19 protein-coding genes are annotated in these 17,946 nt (G+C 32.6%); 18 read left to right on the top strand and 1 reads right to left on the bottom strand.

Annotated elements, in window-relative coordinates; translation table 11 throughout:
- Positions 1 to 201: 201 nt before the first annotated feature.
- The 10 genes from bhDAH_RS06035 to bhDAH_RS05990 all read left to right on the top strand — a co-directional run bounded on the left by bhDAH_RS06035 (position 202) and on the right by bhDAH_RS05990 (position 10,109).
- Complete coding sequence (locus bhDAH_RS06035; protein WP_020732400.1) at positions 202 to 810, top strand: hypothetical protein; 609 nt, start codon at positions 202 to 204, stop codon at positions 808 to 810.
- 173 nt (positions 811 to 983) lie between these two features.
- Positions 984 to 1,589 (top strand): hypothetical protein, encoded by a 606-nt coding sequence (locus tag bhDAH_RS06030; protein ID WP_020732399.1) that lies wholly within the window; start codon positions 984 to 986, stop codon positions 1,587 to 1,589.
- 155 nt (positions 1,590 to 1,744) lie between these two features.
- On the top strand, positions 1,745 to 2,365 hold the full coding sequence (locus tag bhDAH_RS06025) for a hypothetical protein (protein WP_020732398.1): 621 nt from the start codon (positions 1,745 to 1,747) through the stop codon (positions 2,363 to 2,365).
- Between the two features lie 105 nt (positions 2,366 to 2,470).
- Positions 2,471 to 3,265 (top strand): hypothetical protein, encoded by a 795-nt coding sequence (locus bhDAH_RS06020; RefSeq protein WP_020732397.1) that lies wholly within the window; start codon positions 2,471 to 2,473, stop codon positions 3,263 to 3,265.
- 147 nt (positions 3,266 to 3,412) lie between these two features.
- Positions 3,413 to 4,222 carry a hypothetical protein gene (locus bhDAH_RS06015; protein ID WP_020732396.1) on the top strand — a complete coding sequence of 270 codons (810 nt, stop codon included), beginning with the start codon at positions 3,413 to 3,415 and terminating at the stop codon, positions 4,220 to 4,222.
- A gap of 209 nt (positions 4,223 to 4,431) precedes the next feature.
- A complete protein-coding gene (locus tag bhDAH_RS06010) occupies positions 4,432 to 5,442 on the top strand; it encodes a hypothetical protein (RefSeq protein ID WP_020732395.1) in 1,011 nt (336 codons plus the stop codon).
- Between the two features lie 205 nt (positions 5,443 to 5,647).
- Complete coding sequence (locus bhDAH_RS06005; protein WP_020732394.1) at positions 5,648 to 6,370, top strand: hypothetical protein; 723 nt, start codon at positions 5,648 to 5,650, stop codon at positions 6,368 to 6,370.
- A 371-nt stretch (positions 6,371 to 6,741) separates the two neighbouring features.
- The gene (locus tag bhDAH_RS06000; RefSeq protein ID WP_020732393.1) at positions 6,742 to 7,641 is read left to right on the top strand and encodes a hypothetical protein; all 900 of its coding nucleotides are present in this window, start codon (positions 6,742 to 6,744) and stop codon (positions 7,639 to 7,641) included.
- A 283-nt stretch (positions 7,642 to 7,924) separates the two neighbouring features.
- Positions 7,925 to 8,848, top strand: a complete 924-nt coding sequence (locus tag bhDAH_RS05995) for a hypothetical protein (protein ID WP_020732392.1) — start codon at positions 7,925 to 7,927, stop codon at positions 8,846 to 8,848.
- Positions 8,849 to 9,215: 367 nt separating this feature from the next.
- Positions 9,216 to 10,109 (top strand): hypothetical protein, encoded by an 894-nt coding sequence (locus tag bhDAH_RS05990; protein ID WP_020732391.1) that lies wholly within the window; start codon positions 9,216 to 9,218, stop codon positions 10,107 to 10,109.
- A 149-nt stretch (positions 10,110 to 10,258) separates the two neighbouring features.
- On the opposite strand, the gene bhDAH_RS05985 is transcribed toward bhDAH_RS05990, so the two are convergent.
- On the bottom strand, positions 10,259 to 10,465 hold the full coding sequence (locus bhDAH_RS05985) for a hypothetical protein (RefSeq protein ID WP_149029003.1): 207 nt from the start codon (positions 10,463 to 10,465) through the stop codon (positions 10,259 to 10,261).
- Between the two features lie 499 nt (positions 10,466 to 10,964).
- Between bhDAH_RS05985 and bhDAH_RS05980 the strand changes: the two genes are divergently transcribed.
- From bhDAH_RS05980 to bhDAH_RS05950, 8 genes are all read left to right on the top strand, one after another.
- The gene (locus bhDAH_RS05980; protein WP_020732388.1) at positions 10,965 to 11,828 is read left to right on the top strand and encodes a hypothetical protein; all 864 of its coding nucleotides are present in this window, start codon (positions 10,965 to 10,967) and stop codon (positions 11,826 to 11,828) included.
- A 38-nt stretch (positions 11,829 to 11,866) separates the two neighbouring features.
- Positions 11,867 to 12,670 carry a hypothetical protein gene (locus bhDAH_RS05975; protein ID WP_020732387.1) on the top strand — a complete coding sequence of 268 codons (804 nt, stop codon included), beginning with the start codon at positions 11,867 to 11,869 and terminating at the stop codon, positions 12,668 to 12,670.
- Positions 12,671 to 12,708: 38 nt separating this feature from the next.
- Entirely contained in the window at positions 12,709 to 13,479 is a 771-nt protein-coding gene (locus bhDAH_RS05970; protein WP_020732386.1) for a hypothetical protein, read from the top strand.
- A gap of 39 nt (positions 13,480 to 13,518) precedes the next feature.
- Positions 13,519 to 14,304 (top strand): hypothetical protein, encoded by a 786-nt coding sequence (locus bhDAH_RS05965; protein WP_020732385.1) that lies wholly within the window; start codon positions 13,519 to 13,521, stop codon positions 14,302 to 14,304.
- 678 nt (positions 14,305 to 14,982) lie between these two features.
- Positions 14,983 to 15,108, top strand: coding sequence for a hypothetical protein (locus tag bhDAH_RS07505; protein ID WP_257722529.1), 126 nt, complete (start codon positions 14,983 to 14,985; stop codon positions 15,106 to 15,108).
- A 132-nt stretch (positions 15,109 to 15,240) separates the two neighbouring features.
- Positions 15,241 to 16,071 carry a collagen-like triple helix repeat-containing protein gene (locus bhDAH_RS05960; RefSeq protein WP_020732383.1) on the top strand — a complete coding sequence of 277 codons (831 nt, stop codon included), beginning with the start codon at positions 15,241 to 15,243 and terminating at the stop codon, positions 16,069 to 16,071.
- 308 nt (positions 16,072 to 16,379) lie between these two features.
- The gene (locus tag bhDAH_RS05955; protein ID WP_020732382.1) at positions 16,380 to 16,721 is read left to right on the top strand and encodes a hypothetical protein; all 342 of its coding nucleotides are present in this window, start codon (positions 16,380 to 16,382) and stop codon (positions 16,719 to 16,721) included.
- A 123-nt stretch (positions 16,722 to 16,844) separates the two neighbouring features.
- On the top strand, positions 16,845 to 17,732 hold the full coding sequence (locus bhDAH_RS05950) for a hypothetical protein (RefSeq protein WP_020732381.1): 888 nt from the start codon (positions 16,845 to 16,847) through the stop codon (positions 17,730 to 17,732).
- Positions 17,733 to 17,946: the final 214 nt, after the last annotated feature.

Genomic DNA, 17,946 nt, shown 5'->3' with positions numbered 1-17,946 from the left:
TTCTTTAGAGTAGAAAATGTCTTAGGCTTTAGATCTTTTTTATCTTGGGAATTGCCTTTTGTAAACGAATTTTGTTTATTTGGCTCTAAGTTGGTCTTTAAGAAGAGGATAGTTTTTTAAAGACTAAAGTAAATACATTAATGGTATTGTATAATGTGTATATTTTAATAGGGGGTGGTATGTGTAAAAAAAGGAGAGATTATGGCCAAGAGAGATCAAGTTTTTAATGAGCTTCAAAAAATATTAGTCGAGTTCAGAGAAGAACTTGAAAATGAACGTGCTGCATTTATTCTCAAAGAGGCTCAATTAAATATTAATTTCAAGGGAACATTAGAGGATATCGTCTATTATCAATCAGATCGGGACAAAATTTATACGATGTTAGGATATGATGTTGAAGTTATTGGTAAATTAGGAGGGATATTTGATAGGTTAAACCTCAAGCATGTAGGTGATAGAGATACAAGGATTGTCATTAATTTACTAAATGGTTTAATGCGAGTTGCATATTCAATTCAGATTATCTTTAGGGATATTTTAAATCAAACAAAATTAGATATGCTTAAATTTAGAGATACAAGTGACCTTGAGAAAATTATTCAGTATCTAGTTCATTTTATAGAGATGGTAAAAGATTTGATGTTGCAAGTTAGGGTTGTTATAGCATCTGCTGCATCAAAGACTAATGAAAATGATATATTAAGGGAGTTAAATAGAGTTATCTCTAGTCCGGATGCAAAGATTAATAGGGGGATGCGCAATATTTGTTATCTTTTGTTTGATATCATAGAGTTAGTTGATCTTCTATAGTTAGTTGCTTAAAGTATTATTCTTTTAGTTGTTTTGTAAGTGAGAGTTTTTGCATTTTAAGGGTTGATGTTTTTTATTTTAACGTTAATTAAATAATATAATTTATGTTGTATAATTAATGTTAAATGTAAGTACATTACAAAGTAGGTGCTGTGTGTAAAAAGGAGAAATATATGAATGAAGTAAATCTAGCCTTTAATGATCTAAATAAGATATTAATGAATTTTAAACAAGAACTTGAAAATGACCGAGCTGCATTTTCTCCTAAAGAGATGCAATTGAATGTTAATTTTAAGGGAGCATTAAATGAAATTTATTATCCATCGGATTTGGAAGAAGTTCATGAGGCATTGGGGTATGATATTGAAGTTATTCGTAGCTTAGGCAAAGTGTTTGCGGAGTTGACCTTCAGAAATATAGGCGATAGAGATACAAGAATTGTTACTAATTTATTAAATGGCTTAATGCATATTGCACATTCAATTCATACTCTCTTTGAAGAAGTTTTAAATAAGGCAAAATTAGAGATGCTTAAATCCAGAGATGCAGGTGATCTTAAAAAGATTACTCAATATCTAGTTCAGTTTATAGATGCTATAAAAGATTTAATGCCCCAGCTTAAGTCTGTTATAGTATCTGCTGCATCAAAGACTAATGAAGATAACATATTAAAGGAATTAAATAGAGTTATATCTAGTGCAGATGCAAGGCTTAATAGGGGGATGCGCAATATTCATTATCTTCTATTTGATATCATAGAATTAGTTGATCTTCTATAGTAAGTTACTTAAAGTATTATTCCTTTAGTTTTTTAAAGTTAAAGCAAAATCTGCGTTAAGGAATTATATTCTTGCAGATTAAATATAGATAATAATTATTTTGATTAATTACATATGCTCTGCTGTAGGTGGTATGTGTAAAAAAGGAGAAATATATGAATGCAATAAATCCAGCTTTTGATGAACTTGGTAAAGTATTAATGGGCTTTAAACAAGAACTTGCAAATAAACATACTGCATTTGTTCCTGAAGAGACTCAATTAAATATTAATTTCAAGGGAGCATTAAATGAAATTTATTATCCATCAGATTTGGAAGGGATTTATGAGGCATTAGGGTATGATGTTGAAGTTATTCGCAGCTTAGGTCAAATATTTGAGAAATTGGATTTTAGTAGTATACATGATAGGGATACAAGAACTGTGGCTAATTTATTAAACAGTTTTATACATATTGCACATTCAATTCATACTCTCTTTGAAGAGGTTTTAAATAGTGCAAAATTAGAGATGCTTAAATCCAGAGATGCAGGTGATCTTAAAAAAATTACTCAGTATCTAGTTCAGTTTATAGGTGGCATAAAAGATTTGATACCTCGGGTTAAGGATGGCATGATATCAGCTGCATCAAGGACTACTGTAGAGGATGTGGTAAAGGCATTAAATGGAGGTGTTCTTGCTAACCATAACGTTATGCTTAATAGTATGCTTCGCAATCTGCATGGTCTTGTATTTGATATTATGGAATTGATTGATCTTGATATGATTGTTGCTTGATCAAAGGCAAATAGTTTTCCTTTAGTTTTTATAAATTCAAGGAAATTTTCGTTAGGGGTTGATATTTTTGCAGAAAGAATAGTGATAGTTAAGAGGAGAGATTTTATGGAAAGGTTTGGTATGGTATTGTGTATGCTGGGTTTAGTGCTAGGGTGTACTGCTGATGGTAAGGGACGTGACGCAGTATCAATGCGTGATGGTAGAGCAAAAGGTTTCTCTAGAATGTCTATGCTAGTGCCATTTTTACAAAAGACAAGAAGTAAAGCTTGTGATGACTTAAAATCACTAGTAGAGCATTTTAAAGAGCAACTTTTGGAGGAACATTTAAATGATATAAACGGTATTCCTTATTTGATTGATGCTAAGAGTGATTTTATTGTCCATGAATTGGCAGATTATGGTATGGTACCTAAAAATACGAAGAGTCACGATGTTTATATAGCTTTAGGACATGATCGTGGCATTATGAATGCATTAAAGTCCATACTTTCTGAATTTAATTGGAAAGTATGGGCTAATGGGGGAGATAGAGATGCAAGGATTGTTTCTCTATTGTTATTCAATTTGGAGCAGGTTGTGTATTATACTAATTCTCTTTGTAATAGCTTGAGTGATGAAAAATTAAATGAAATTAGAACTAGTGGTGCTGCAACAATAGAGAATATTACTCAGATTACTTATTATCTGTTTGCGTTTATGCAGGCAAGGGATGAGTTAATTGAAGACCTTAAAAAGGTTATAAGTGGAGCAGCATTAGTAAGAGGTAATAGACTTAAAATGGAGAGTGAACTTAAGAAGATTGTTAATGATGGAAAAGTTAAGGAAAAAATTGTAGGTATGTATAGTTTGTTAAGAGATATTGACAATTTGGTTAATCTAATTACAAAAATTGCATCTTAAGTTTTAGGTGTTGGGGCAAAGACTAGAGAGATTTGAGGCATTGTGCAAACACAAGAGTTTGATTGAAATGTTGTTATGTATATATTTATATCTTAATTATCATTATTACTGTCTATATATGAATTTATATAAGAAGAGGGGAAATTCATGAAAAAGGTGAGTATGGTATTGTGTGTATTGGTCATGCTGGCTTGTGAGCAAAATGATCCAAACGGCTCGGGTTTTGGTACAACAGGTTCAAAAGATTTAGAAAAAAATAGAGGGCCATGTGATCAAAGAGTGGTGTTAAAACCAACCAAGATTGATTCTAGACATGTAGCTTTTTATAAACTTTATAAAATGGTAAAAAAATACAAAGAGTTCTTTAATAGTAGAACATTTAAAAACTTAGGCAGTGGAGGCAAGCCTATATTTGGTTTTCCTATAGCACAAATATTTCCAGTCTATAATAATGCAGATTTTATTTATGAGGGTTTAGATTATAATATTAGAGCTATTAAGAGTTTAGAGTTTATATTTCATACATTGAGCTTAAACATTAATTCCATTAATCTAGATTTAATGTATGCTTCGCAATTATTAGAGTATTTGTTAGATAGTGCAAAGTTACTTAAAACACTTCTAAATGAGAATTTTAGTGATGCAACCTTAGAGCGACTTAAGGCTACCAAGACTGCTGAAGAGCTTACTAAAATTTATTTTTATTTAGAAGAGGTGGTTGAGGATAGAAATAGATTTGTAAGCAAACTTTCAGATTTACTAGTAAGAATAGCTGTCAATAATTTTGATAGAGCGTCTGTTTTAGAGATACTTGCTAATAATATTATTGTGCAAAATGATGGTCTAAGGCACGGCAAGTCTATTGGGTCAAGCATTTCGAATCGAAGTGATATTATTGTGTTTTATGTCAGTATGAGATTGATGGTAGATGTAGTTTTATGTTTTATTAAGAGCTAAATACTGGAGTATGGTACTTTTTGGGCCTTAAATCCTCTGTGTGATACTTTAATTTTTTAAGTAGTTTAAGTAGATATTTAGATATTGAATGTATTTTAGCATCCTATTTTATGCATATAATTATATTACATAATATTGTATACTAAGATGTATTCAGTATAAATAAATATTGAATTGTTGGGCATTTAAGCTTGAAAGAGGAGAAGTTTATGAAAATAGTAGGTTTAGTATTTTATTTATTATGTGCATTGGGTATGAGTTCTTGTAGATATTGGGCTTTAGAAGACGAATACAAAATGGGAGCAGAGGGGCGTCAGCAGGATGAAGCTAATGACTTACATTATGTGGGTACAAATCAAGCAAAAATTAATAGCTTGGCACTTGCAAATGCAGATTTACGGGATGAAGACTTGCAGGAACTAAGGGGCAGTGAGCAGGAAGGAATTTCATCAGGTATGCAATTAAGACCAGAAGACGGAGTAGATGGGGATAGGAATAGAGATGAAAGAGAGGGTAAAATTGAAATTAAAAATAAAGGCGAGGGTGAAGGTGAGCATAAAAACATCGGATTGGATATCAGTCAAAATGATGCTAGTGGTGTAGATGGTAGTAAGGCAGAAAATACGTCTTATCCTAAACTTTTAGAGAGGATACAAACTTCAAAAGAAAAACTTGAAAATGAACTTAGTCAATTTAATTTAACTAACCTGTCATTTGATATTCCTTTCAGTAAAATTGCATCAGACTTTAATTCCAAAGATAAACAGGATGAAGTTTATGCAGGCTTGGGACATGATGCTGAGCTTATTGAGAAATTAGGCGGGATATTTGATAGATTAAATTTAATTAGCCCACCTTCTTCTAGTAGGAGAACAAAGGCGTCTCATGGCGTGTTATCCGTTTTAAGTAATTTGTCACATCGACTAAAAGAAGCCCTAAATCATTTTAGTGATGAAGTCTTGGAAAAAATTAGGAATCACAAGAAAAAAGATGATATTGATCTTATTGTTGATTCTTTGGATAACATTATGAAGATTAGAGACTACTTAATAAGCAAGATTAGGGATAGTGTAGAATCTGTAGAATCAGTGACTGATGAAGAGGCAATAATAGATGTGTTAAATAAAGATTTTGTTAATGCTAAAGATGTTAATTATAAAGTTAGTGCTTTAAGAGAATTTAGCATGGCAATTACAAATGCAGTTAAAAATTTAGAGTAAGTAAAAAGTAAATGGCCCGTCCATTTACTTTGCTCTTTTGTGGTGTAGTTATGCCTAAAAAAGGGTTTTTAAAAGATTTTATTAAATTTTATTGAAATTATGGATAAATTTAATTGTTGGTATTTTATTTTTAGTATAAATATGTATTATTTATTATGTAGTAGTTAATACTATATAATAAATAAACTATAATAGGGATAAGTATATGAAAAGAGCTGATTTAATTATGGATGTTGCGGCTTGTAATTTAGAAGGAAATGCAAATAGCGGACCAATTGGGAAGCCATTTAATGTAAAAGGTAGTGATGTACAGCAATTATTTAATATAAGCGCTAAAGATCGAGCTTACTACGCATTAAAGACAAGAGTCATTGCTTACAGAGAGGAGCTTGAAGATGCATGCAATCACTTTAATCTAGGCGAACTTTTATTTAATATTCCTTTCAAGCAAATCTCACCAGACTTGACTGTTTCAGATAAACAAGATAAGGTTTATGCGGGCTTGGGGTATGATGTTGAGGCTATTAAACAATTGGGAATATTATTTAATAAATTGGATTTAAATAGTCCCCATTTCATCAATACCGATATAGATATTGCTCATAGTTTATTGACAATTTTAAATAAAATTGTTGATTATGCCAGAACAGTTGTGAATTATTATTTGAGTGATGAAAACCTAATTCAAATTAAATCTAACAAGGATGAAGCAAGGATTACTGAGATTTATGCCCATCTAGAGGAATTTATTGATATAAGAAAAAAGTGCATATCTGGAATTAAATCGCAGTTAGCATCCTTAGAATCAAGAATTACTAGAGAATCCGTGTTATCAGGAATAAAGGAAATTGTTGATAATGAGGGAGAAATTGGTCGGGCAGTTAGCTTAATGGGTATAATTGCAGTTACAATTTGGAGTCTTGGTTAATGGAAAGGAATTTTTACACTTGTTCTTAAGTGCAAGAGAGCCAGAGTGGGGGAGATATGAGCAGTGTATTTTGCAATAGAGAGGTATAAGTAGAGAGTGCAATTTAAAACTAAGGCATATATTAGCTTGAAGTAAGGAAGAGAATGCTTTTGAGGAACTTACTAAAACTATTGATATGAAGAGCAACTCCTGCAAAGAGATATAACAATTTATATTGTTGATTTTAGACAAATAATTCAAGATTTTATTGTAATTTGGCATGAGATAAGCATTGTGGATGTTTGTTTTGCGTAATATTAAGGTTGTTATGTTATTATATGTCATATAATAGTCATTATTATATGACGTGTAATTTTAAAGAGGAGAGATATATGAAAAGATTTAGTATGGGATTTTATGTGCTGTGTTTCTTAAGTGCTATGTCTTGTAGACAAGATGATTTAGTAGCTTTCAATCAGAGTGAAGCTGCAGGACAGTTGAGGAGTATTATAAGAACTTATTTGGTGCCAAGTGAAGTAAAAGGGGAAGCTGAAGTCCAGAATAGTGAGCTAAAGCGTATTGTAAAAGATATCCCAAGGGTTTTAGAAAAAGGTCCAAAAAGCGATGACCCAAAAAACCTTCCAAAAAAAGACCCAGAAAAACCAGTAGAAGAGTCAGTAGTAGAAGAGAATTATATTAAACTTTCAGGGAGCGTGGCTAGACATAGATCAGACTTTGTAAGTGAACGTATTCAATTTGATCCAAACCATCATTCATTACATGTGCCTTTCAAGGATGTAGACTTGAGATTTACTTCTCTAGATCAACAGTCAGATATTTATGATGCCTTAGGTCATGACGTTGAAGTTATTAGAAGTTTGGAAGTATTACTAAAGAAGTTAGACTTACAAAAAGATTCCGATTCTTCACGTAATGTTGATGTAAAACTTGCTAATAACTTATTAATGCTAGTATGGCAGGTTGGCCATTACACCAGAAGATTTATGGATACTTATTTAAGCACTTCAAACCTCGAGCGAATTAAGGCTGGCAAGAGTGTAGGGGATGTTATTGCAATTAATGCTCTTTTAGAAAGATTTGTTATCGAGAAAGATAGAGCGGTAAAGACAATTCAAGACCAAATAACATTATTAGCATCAAAAGATAAGGAAGATATGTTAGAGGGACTGAGGAGAACTGTTGGCTTAGGGGATAATGCTAGCAAAGAAATTCAGAGCGTATCTTATTTGATTGTGGACCTGGGGGATCAAATGAAGAAATTAGTTCAGTAAATTAATTAGTTTATTAGTTAAATGTGTGAGAGTTAATTTTTAACTCTCATTTTTTTATTCATAGTAATTGATATTTTATTTGTCTGTATTATTTTGTCTATATTATATTTTGATTTTATTGTGTACTATTTTTTCTCACATTTTTTGTCCTAAGTGAAAAATTAAATTTTTTTATATTTTTACATAAATCATTCGGTAAATATCATGTAAATATCATTATATTGCGTTACATTGGATACTAAATATTAAATTATGTAAATGTTTTAAAAAAGGAGAGATATTTATGCGAAAGTTGGGTATAACATTTTTATGTGCCTTTGGTATGATGTTCTGTAAGCAGGGTGAGTTGACAGACGGAATTGTTACGGAGCTTCCAATTGCGCATCAATCAGAAGGTAACTTAAGCTTAAGCCAAGCAGATATAGAGAATAAAAAACCTTCAGTTGTAGATAAGTCAAAAGTTCATTTAAGGAGTGGGGATGCGGTGAAACCTTCGGGTATGGACAAAAAGGTTAAAGATGAGAGAGTTCAAGGCAAGAAGGATGAGTCGCGCTTAGAGGTTGATGTAGACGAGAGATTACAAGTGCCAAGAAAAACAGCACGAGAGGTTTGTGCTGAATTTGAGGCTAGAGTAACAAAGTATAAGTCGAAACTTGTAAATGAGCGTAATCAATTTGATCCAAGGTATTATTCATTAAGTATTCCCTTCAAAAAGATATCCCCGATCTTTACTGCTCCAGAGCAACAGGCAGACATTTATGCTGCCTTGGGAAGTGATGTGGCAGTTATTGTAAGTTTGGAAAGGATACTTAATAACTTAGATTTAAAAGAGCCTGTTTTGTATACCTATGGCGATACAAAAGTTGCCGCCCATCTATTTAATCTCTTATTAAATATTTCAGATTACACCAGAAAACTTGTCAATACTCATTTAAGTAGTACTAACCTTGAGCGAATTAAGACTAGCAAGAGTGTAGAGGATATTATTGCAATTAATGCTTTTTTAGAAAAATTTATGCAAGAGAGAGACAGGGTAGTAAAGATAATTCAAGACCAAATAACATCATTATCATTAAAAGATAAGGGAGATATGTTAGATGGGCTTAAGAAAACTATTGGGTTAAAGAGCGGTTCTGATAGAGAGATTCAGCGTGCATCTTACTCTATTATAGGAATGGTAGCTCGCATAGCATATTTAGTTAAGTAGTTTATTTGAATGGGGCTTAGTTCCTTTCCTCTTGTTCTCTTTTTTAATGTCCCTTTAATCTAATTAAGCAGAAGAGGTGCATTGGGATCTGGGTAATTAAATTTAATTAATAATATTGATACTTTGTTTTAAATGCAAAGATATGCAATTTTTTTAAATAACAATTAATTATGTTAAATATATATTAAAAAGGATTTATTGTTTATTTTTTAGGCTTATATTGTTGTCTATATTAATTTTTAGAATCTATAAATATTTAAATTGTTAAACGTTAAATTTATTGTACAACTGTGATTATGCTCTATATTGATTAATATAAAACGTATTAACTATATGGCATTGCTGTATGGTAAAAAAGGAGAATTACATGAAAAGAATCGGTGTTTTGTTATTTACATTATGCGTATTGTATATGTTATGTGTATTAAGTATTTTGTCTTGTAAACAAGAAGTGGATAATCAGCCGGGTAAAAAAAGAGATGCGGCTCAATTAGAAGTGGTCCAGCCACGTTCAAGGAGCAGAGTGGTTACACCACCCCGAAGGAATGTTCATCTGCCACCACCAGTACCATCTCTTACAAAGGGGGAGAAAGGAGATGATGTTCAAGGGATAGTTAATAGGGAGCCCCCTTCCCCGGAAGATGACGTAAAAATTGTTAAGATAGAGACAGCAGAGCAAGCTTACAAGCTATTGTCAGATAGAGTAGTTAAGTACGAGGCTAAGCTTAGTGGGGAACATGATGCATTTGCCGAAGAGAAGTATTTATATGGTATTCTTTATGATATAGTCTCACCAGTATTTGAGGATCCTTATAAAAAGGATGAGGTTTTTGCTGCCTTAGGACACGACGTTAAGGCTCTTGAGGCATTAGATAATATATTAGATTTGTTAGTTGATCCTGATAAGAATACATATAATTTTGTTCTTTATAAGTTGTTTAGGGATTGCCGTGAAATTACGGAATTTACCGAACAAGTCTTAAGTGAGATCTTGGATGAGGACGGTTTAGCCAAAATTAAAAGTAAGGGTATGAATGCTATGCTTAACGTTTATGCTAATTTGGAGCAATTCATTTCAACAAGAGAAAGCGTGATAAGTAAACTTAAAGAGCAAATAATATTAGCAGCAGCAAGTACCGATGCTAAATTTGTGACAGACAAGCTTAATGGGATTGTTGAGCATAAAACAGAGATCCAGATTGGAATTTTAGCTATGATGTCATTAAAGATAGCAATACGGAAAGCCGTTAATGCCCATTAAAGATAGAGTTTAGTTAGGGCCAGTTGTGGGCCCTATTTTTTGCAAGCCGCATAAATATTACTTGCGGGTAAATGTTTTATTCATCTGGTATCTGATATGTAAAGTTTGAAGTTTATACTATATTAGCTATGGCAAGTGAGCTACTACTTCTATGGTCTTTTGATAGAATTAGTTTCTTGTAATCCCATATAGATTTTAAGTTCTAAGAACGCCAAATCCACTAGAACGTGATCCACAGGCTTAACTTCAGGTCGTTTTATCTTAGTTTTTTTTCTTATTCTATGGTTAATAATCCTTAAATTAAGCGTTGCATTTATATTTTTATCATGCATAATGAGCAGTTGCCACAAGTTCATTTCACATTACTTATTTTAGATTTATATTTTATTGCCACAAACATTGTGCAAGTTGCTGGAGAGATAATGTCTTTTCATTATTGTATTTATCTATGTGTTGTAGCATGGCATTGGAGCAAATCCGTCCCCACCTATAATTTAGTTTCAAAGCTGCTAAATTATAGGTGGAGTATTTTGTGCCTTTTGAGATTAAATATTAAATTTAATATTTAGATTTAATATTTGATTAGTTAGCAAAGAAATATATCATATTGTTTTTTACCCTGTAGTTTAATTTGGATATTTTGTATTTATTGATCGTATTTATTATATTGTTAGATTGATAAAAAGGCATGCACAGGCATTAGATCAAGTTAGAGCAAGATAGCATAATACATAAATATATTAATACGATATTGATTATTATTATTAATAATATTATGTTATTATATTTAGTATAAATATATATTGTTTCTTATATAGCATAGATGTTCTATCTAATGTAGATAGTAGTATGTAAATGCTTTCTATAGTGTGTATTTTATGTTATGTAAGAGGAAATAAAGACAGAAGGGAGATTAATGAAAAGAATATGTATGGTAATGTGTATCTTAAGTACCTTGTGGTTTGTAATGTGTTCTGTTCAAACGGGGCCAGCGGGGAGACATCCGGGTCAGCAGGAACTGAAGGGAATGTAGAAGAGCCAGGCAAGAAAGCTGGACGAGGTGATATTGCAATATTAAGGATGAATTTATCGAAGCTTAAGCATTCATATAATGCTAACGTTGAGGGATTTGATTTACAAAAAGGTAATATTGATACTAAGGTTTTATTTGAGCATAGTGTATTTGGGGATAAATTTAAGTTAGACAATCAAGACAATGAAAGAAATGACTTTTATGCTAGCCTAAAGCATGACATTGTAGATATTAAAGTAGTAGAACGGCTTATAAAAGAATTAGCAAATAGTTCTGATAATATGGTTCAATCTGATGCTTTGTTATTATTGGCAACTTTAAGTATGAGTGGGCGATGTGTTAGTGAGGTTATCTCTTTGTTAGAGACTGAATTAATTACATTGTATCAGAGTAATGATGTAGCAGGTATTAGTGAAATTAATGTTATATTAATGATGATGTTAAGACAAAGAGAAAGTGTAATAGATGATGTTAAAGAGATACTGACAAAGGCAAAACTGCATTTAAGTTCAAATCCTATTAATATTACAGGCATTCGAGTTGCATTAAGTCCAATTACTAGGTTAGGGGGAAAAGTTCGTGAAAAAATTTCTGGAAAAATTTTGGGGACCAATAGGGACTTGCAAAGTCTGAGAGGGATAATTGAAGATAAAATTAATAAATTAAGACAAGCATTAGTGCCATAGTGGTTTATGAAGAAAAATAGAGATAATAGGGGCGATTAATGGAAAGAATATATATGGTAATGTGCATATTAAATGCCTTATGGTTTGTAGGGTGTTTAGGCCCCCGAGGGCCAGTCGGGGTGTCTGGGCCAGCAGGAATTGACGGGCACACAGGAGAGCTGGGAAAGAAAGTCGTACGAGGTGATATTGCAATACTAAGGATGAGCTTATTGGAGCTTAAACGTTCATATAATGCTAACGTTGAGGGATTTGATTTACAAAAAGGTAATATCAATACTAAAGTTTTATTTGAGCATAATATGTTTGGGAATAGATTTAAGCTAGACAATCCAGATAATAAAAGAAATGACTTTTATGCTAGCTTAAAATATGATATTGCAGATATTAAAATAGTAGAACAAATTATAAAGGACTTTGCAGTTGGTTCTCTTCGTGGTCAAGTTGATGGTACGTTGCAATCTGATGCTCTGTCTTTGTTGCCAATTTTAAGTGACAGCTCTTGGTTTGTAAGGCAGGTTATCTCTTTGTTAGAGGCTGAGTTAGCTACATTGCAGCAGAGTAATGATGTAGCAGGTATTAGTGAGATTAATGTTATGTTAATGATGATGTTAAGACTAAGAGAAAGTGTGATAGATGATGTTAAAGAGAAGCTAAAAAGTGCAGAACCATTCCTAAGTCCAAATATTATAGATTTTTTAGGAGTTCGAGCTATATTAAATCCAATGATTTTGGCAGGAGGAAAAGTTCGTGCAAAAATTTATGGGACTAATATGACTTTGAGAAGCTTGAAGAATGCAATTGAAGAAAAAATTAATGAATTAAAGCGAGCATTAGTGCCATGAGAATGTATGAGGGAAAATAAAGAAAAAGGGGAAGATTAATGAAAAAAATATGTATGGTAATATGCATCTTAATTGCCTTAGGGCTTGTAGGGTGTATTGGTCCAATAGGACCGCATGGAGCTAGAGGGTCTGATGGAAAAGATGGGAAAGATGGCCAAGGTATACGAGGTGATATTGAATTATTAGAGGCAAATGTATTGCTTCTTAAAGCTTCTTATGCTTGTAACAATGAGGTGTTCAAGACAAAAAGAGCAGGTTTTGATAAAAGTATTCCGTTTAGACATGCTGCCTTTCAGAATGAATTTAATGCAAGAGAGGAAAAGGATTACGTTTATGCTGGTTTAAAGCATGACGAGTTAAGTATTGGTATAGTAGAACGAATCTTAGAGAAATTAATAAATGCTTCTTCTGCTAATAATCTTGATAGGGATGTTGCTAAGAAGTTGCTAGTGGCTTTAAAGAATAGTGCACAATATGTCAATGAGGTTATAAATTTATTTTTATCCGGTACTGGTTTAGCTAAGTTTCATGAACATAATGGATCCATTATTACTGAACTTAATATTATGGTTATGAATATCTTTAGACAAAGGGAAAGTGTTCTAGACGATCTTAAAAAGGCATTAAGAAACACAGAATCGTCTTTAATGCCTCTTAATGTTGCAGATATTCGAGATAAATTAAATGTAATTATTCAAAACCAGGGAAGAATTTATAAAAAGATTTATACAGGGGATGATAGTTTGCAAGGTTTAAGAGATGCAATCACAGGAAAAATTAATAAATTAAAGCAAGTATTAGTGCCTTAGTAGTGCATGAGGGGAAGATAAAGAATCTGAGGAGTTTTTATGAAAAGAATATGTATGGCAATATGTATCTTAATTGCCTTAGGACTTGTAGGGTGTGTTTTTCGAGTTGGGCGACCTGGAGCAGACGGAGATAAAGGACATAATGGCCGCAATGGGCTTCCAGGACATGATGGACGAAGTGATGTTGATTTGCTAAAGGCAAATTATTTAAATCTTGTAAAAGTATATGATGCTAATTATAATGCATTCAAGTTAAGAGAAGCTGATTTTGATAAAGAAATTCCATTTAACAGTATTGAATTTGGGGATGAATTTAAGACAGGGGAGCAGAGAAACAACGTTTATGCTGGCCTAGGGTATAGCATTGTGGATATTGAGGTAGTAAAAAAACTCGTCACTGCATTAATGGGTGATGTTGATGATGTTAGTAAAGAAGTTGCTAAGAATTTGTTATTGGCTTTAAGAAGTAGTGCGCAGTACGTTCGTGAAGTTATAAATGAAAAAGATACGATTTGCAATGATGTCAATTTGGATAAACTGAAGAGAGGCGATAATGTAATAGATGTTAGTGAAATTAATGCTATGTTAATGATGATGTTAAGAAAAAGAGAAAGTGTGATAAAGGGTATTAAAGAGGCATTAATAAACGCAGAATTGTCTTTAATGCCCCTTGCTATTGCAGATATTCGAGTTAAATTAGATGTAATTGTTCAAACTCGAAGCAAAATTTATAAAAAGATTTATACAGGGGATAATAGCTTGCAAGGTTTAAGAGATGCAACCATAAGAAAAATTGATGAATTAAAGCAAGCATTATTGCCTTAGTGGTACATGGCTTGAGATCTAGATATATTTAAACAGATGTAGTGGTCCAAAATGGGACCGCAAGGACCAGCAGGAGCACGAGGACCAGAAGGGAGCCCAAGGGGATTAGACGGGGGTAAGCACGGGTTCCCAGGAATGTCGGAATTAGATGGGGTCCCAGGACTAGTTTATTCTGCACGGCTAAATACAAGATACAATCGTATTCGCCTTGCATATTCTGCTTGCCGAAATGTATTTGACTTACAACGAGTGGGTATTGCATTTGACGAGTTAGATGCTAATGGTAGTGTTATATTTGGACAAGAATTTGATAGTGATGAGAAAAAGGATTATCTTTATGCTCTGGTATAAATTATGAGCAGATTTCTGATACTAAATTAGAAGCTATAATAGATAAATTATTAACTGCTTCCCTTTCTGATGATAATATTCGTGTTGCTAAGAACTTGTTGGTAACTTAAAGAATCTTGGGAAGTATGTTGATGATGTTGTAAATAATGTAACCTCAGATAAGATTTAAGTGGTGCAATTTTGAGTAAATGTGAGGACTCTAAACTTGAGAATCTTAGCGCTCTTTTGTCTACCATGTTTTTTTAGAGACAGGATTTTGTTAGCAGGCCTCTACAAGTAATAGATTCGGCAAATCGTAAGAGTGAGCCAGCAAAGATTCGATCTCATTTGCAGTCGATTACTAATTTACGAGGAGATATTAATGGGGATATTGAGAGTATGCAAATTGCAGTAAGCTTAGAAAAATTAAAAGATGATATTAGGATTGAAGTTAATCGATTGTTGCAACAATGAAAAATACATAATATGGGTGTTACCTATGGTGCTCATAGTATGTATGTTGGGTGAAGCTAGATGATTTATTAGATATCACGTTGGGTTTCTAGATAGTTTATACATAGATGTGTAGGGGAAAGGAGAAGGCTAATGATTTATTTCATGACAATAATGTGTATGGTAATGTGTATTTCAAGTTTTTTGGGTTTTTTAAATTGTACTGGGCCAGCAGGAGCACGAGGACCAGCAGGGCCATCAGGAGCATCTGGACCACCTGGGTCTAGAGGGCCTAGAGGTGAGCGAGGGCTATGCGGGGGACAGTTGTCAGATAAACAATTTTATAAGATTGAATTGCTACTAAATGGGAGTCACTTCAATCTTATAAGTGCATATTGGGCAAACAAGCGGGAATTTGAGTTGCAAGAAGCTAAGTTTAATAAAGATATTCCATTTGAATATAATGAAAAATTTAAAAAAGAATTTGAGGGTGATTTAAAAAAGACCGATATTTATGCTAGTTTAGATCATAATGAGATGTATGTTATGAAATTAAAATACATAATAGATACTTTATTAGAAGTAGGTGGTGATGATAATATAGAATCTGCTTTTAATTTACTTAAAGTTTTAAAGCTTAGTGGGGGGTTAGTTCGGTCAGTTATAATAGCTGTAGATAATAATGCATGTGGGCTGCTTTTGTTGACTGAAGGGGATGTTAATAAACTTAGTTTGCTTATAAGCAATATGTTATTTGTAAGGGGAGATTTGATAGGGCATATTCAAGCAGTGCTAGATGAAGCAGCAGGTTTTGATAAGAAAGATATAGTAAAAATTAAAGGTAAGCTTAAGCTTATTACTGCTAAAGGCGGGCGGATCCATAATAAAATTGCTAAAAAAAGTGGTAACAAAAGCTTACAAAGTTTATGCGATTCAATAAATAGGATAATTGAAAAAACTTTAATATGGTCTAGATTTCTGTAGCCTAGTATAATGCAGCCGCAAGAAAAATTGATGAATTAAAGCAAGCATTATTGTCTTAGTGATGCACGGTTTAAGATCTATATATTTAAACATAATAAATATCAAAAATATTACTTAATGTGCATTATTAAGTTTGTGTAGGTTTTTAAAGTAAATATTGCTAATTAGGGTTAAAGAAACAAGAACAATAAAGTAGTTAAGTAAAAATTCTGATTAATATAGTATTAATTATTATGATTAATATGAATAAATATTATGTTTTTTATAGTCTGAGAATATTTTTGTGTTATGTCAAAAGGGGATATTTAATGGAAAGACTACATGGTAATGTGCATTATAATTGCTTTGGAGCTTATGATAGGTGGGATGTAGTGGTCCATGGGTGCGTACCAGTAGGTCCACAAGGACTGAAAGGGCTGGCCAGAAGAAAATACGGGAATAACGGAGATAGGGGTGAGAGAGGAGATGGAAGAGTTTATCCTGTAATACTACAGTTAAAATACATGGGGGAGATGCAAGATCATTTGATGTTGGTTTTTATTGAATGCAAAATTATTTATGAGGAAATAAATGCTAGTCAGTCTGAGAGAAGCTTGAAAGGCTTAAGAGATGCCATTAAGACTGAAGTTTGTTCAAATATAAAATCTTGAAAACGTAACACAGAGGAGTAGATTCGCTGCCTAGTGTATGTGCTGGGTGAAGTTTAGATATATTTATGGAGAATATTATGTTGGGTTTTCTACATAAGTGTGTAGGGGAAAAGGAGAAGAGCCATGATTCATTTCATGATAAGAACATGTGTGGTAATGTGTATTTTAAGCTTTTTGGTCTTTTTAAATTGTAATGGGCCAGCAGGAGCACCTGGACCAGCAGGATCTGCAGGAGCACCTGGTTCGCGAGGGTTACAAGGGCCAGCAGGATTGCGCGAGAAATATTGGGGCTCTAAAATAGTCAAAGGCAATAAAGGACCATGTGGGGGATATTGGCGAGATGAACGAATTGATAAGGTTGAAAAATTAATATTACGTGGGAGCTATTTGGATTTTAAGGGTGAATATTGTGTTAAAAATCAGGCATTTGCATTAAAAGAAGCTCGGTTTAATGAAGAGATTCCATTTGAACATAATGAGCAATTGAAGAGGGAATTTGGAAAAGAGTGGGAGAAGACCCCCATTTATGTTGGTTTAGATTATAATGAAACATATGTTACTAAATTGAGAGATATAGTAAAGAACTTATTAGAATCAGATGGTGAGGATAATAAAAGAGCTGCTTTTAATTTGCTTAAAGTTTTAAAGATTAGCGGGGAGTCGGTTCAGTCATTTATAAGTTCTATAGATAATAATAAATGTTTAATGCTTTTGTTATCTGAAGAGCAGCTTAATAAGCTTAGTTTGCTGGTAGAGAAGGTGTTGTTTTTGAGGGGTAATTTAATAATTAGTATTCAAGAGATATTAGATGAAGCAGCAGGTTTTGATAAGAAAGATATAGTAAAAATTAAGGATAAGCTTAAGCCTATTATTGATAAAGATGGATTGATTAATAGAAAAGTTTTTATGAGAAAGAGAGACGAAAGCATAAAAGTTATACTTGATAAGATAGAGAATATGATGTTCAAGCCTCGACTACAGTTACAATTTGGCTATAACGGAAAATTCTAGAAGCGTTTATGAGTTAAATTTGTTTTCACATAATGATTTTAATAAATTTAATTTTCTAGTAGAGAAGATGTTGTTTTGAGGGACTTATATTAATAAGTCATATTAAGTAGTACTAGATGAAGCAGCAGGTTTTGATAAGAGAGATATAGTAAAAATAAAGATAAGCTTAAGCTTATTAATTCCATGTCATAGTGGTATGTTTAGTTGCTGAATT

The organism is Borrelia hermsii DAH (assembly GCF_023035675.1).
Taxonomy (GTDB): Bacteria; Spirochaetota; Spirochaetia; order Borreliales; family Borreliaceae; genus Borrelia; species Borrelia hermsii.
Note: the sequence above shows the minus strand (reverse complement) of the source record. Positions and strands in the feature narration are given on the sequence as shown.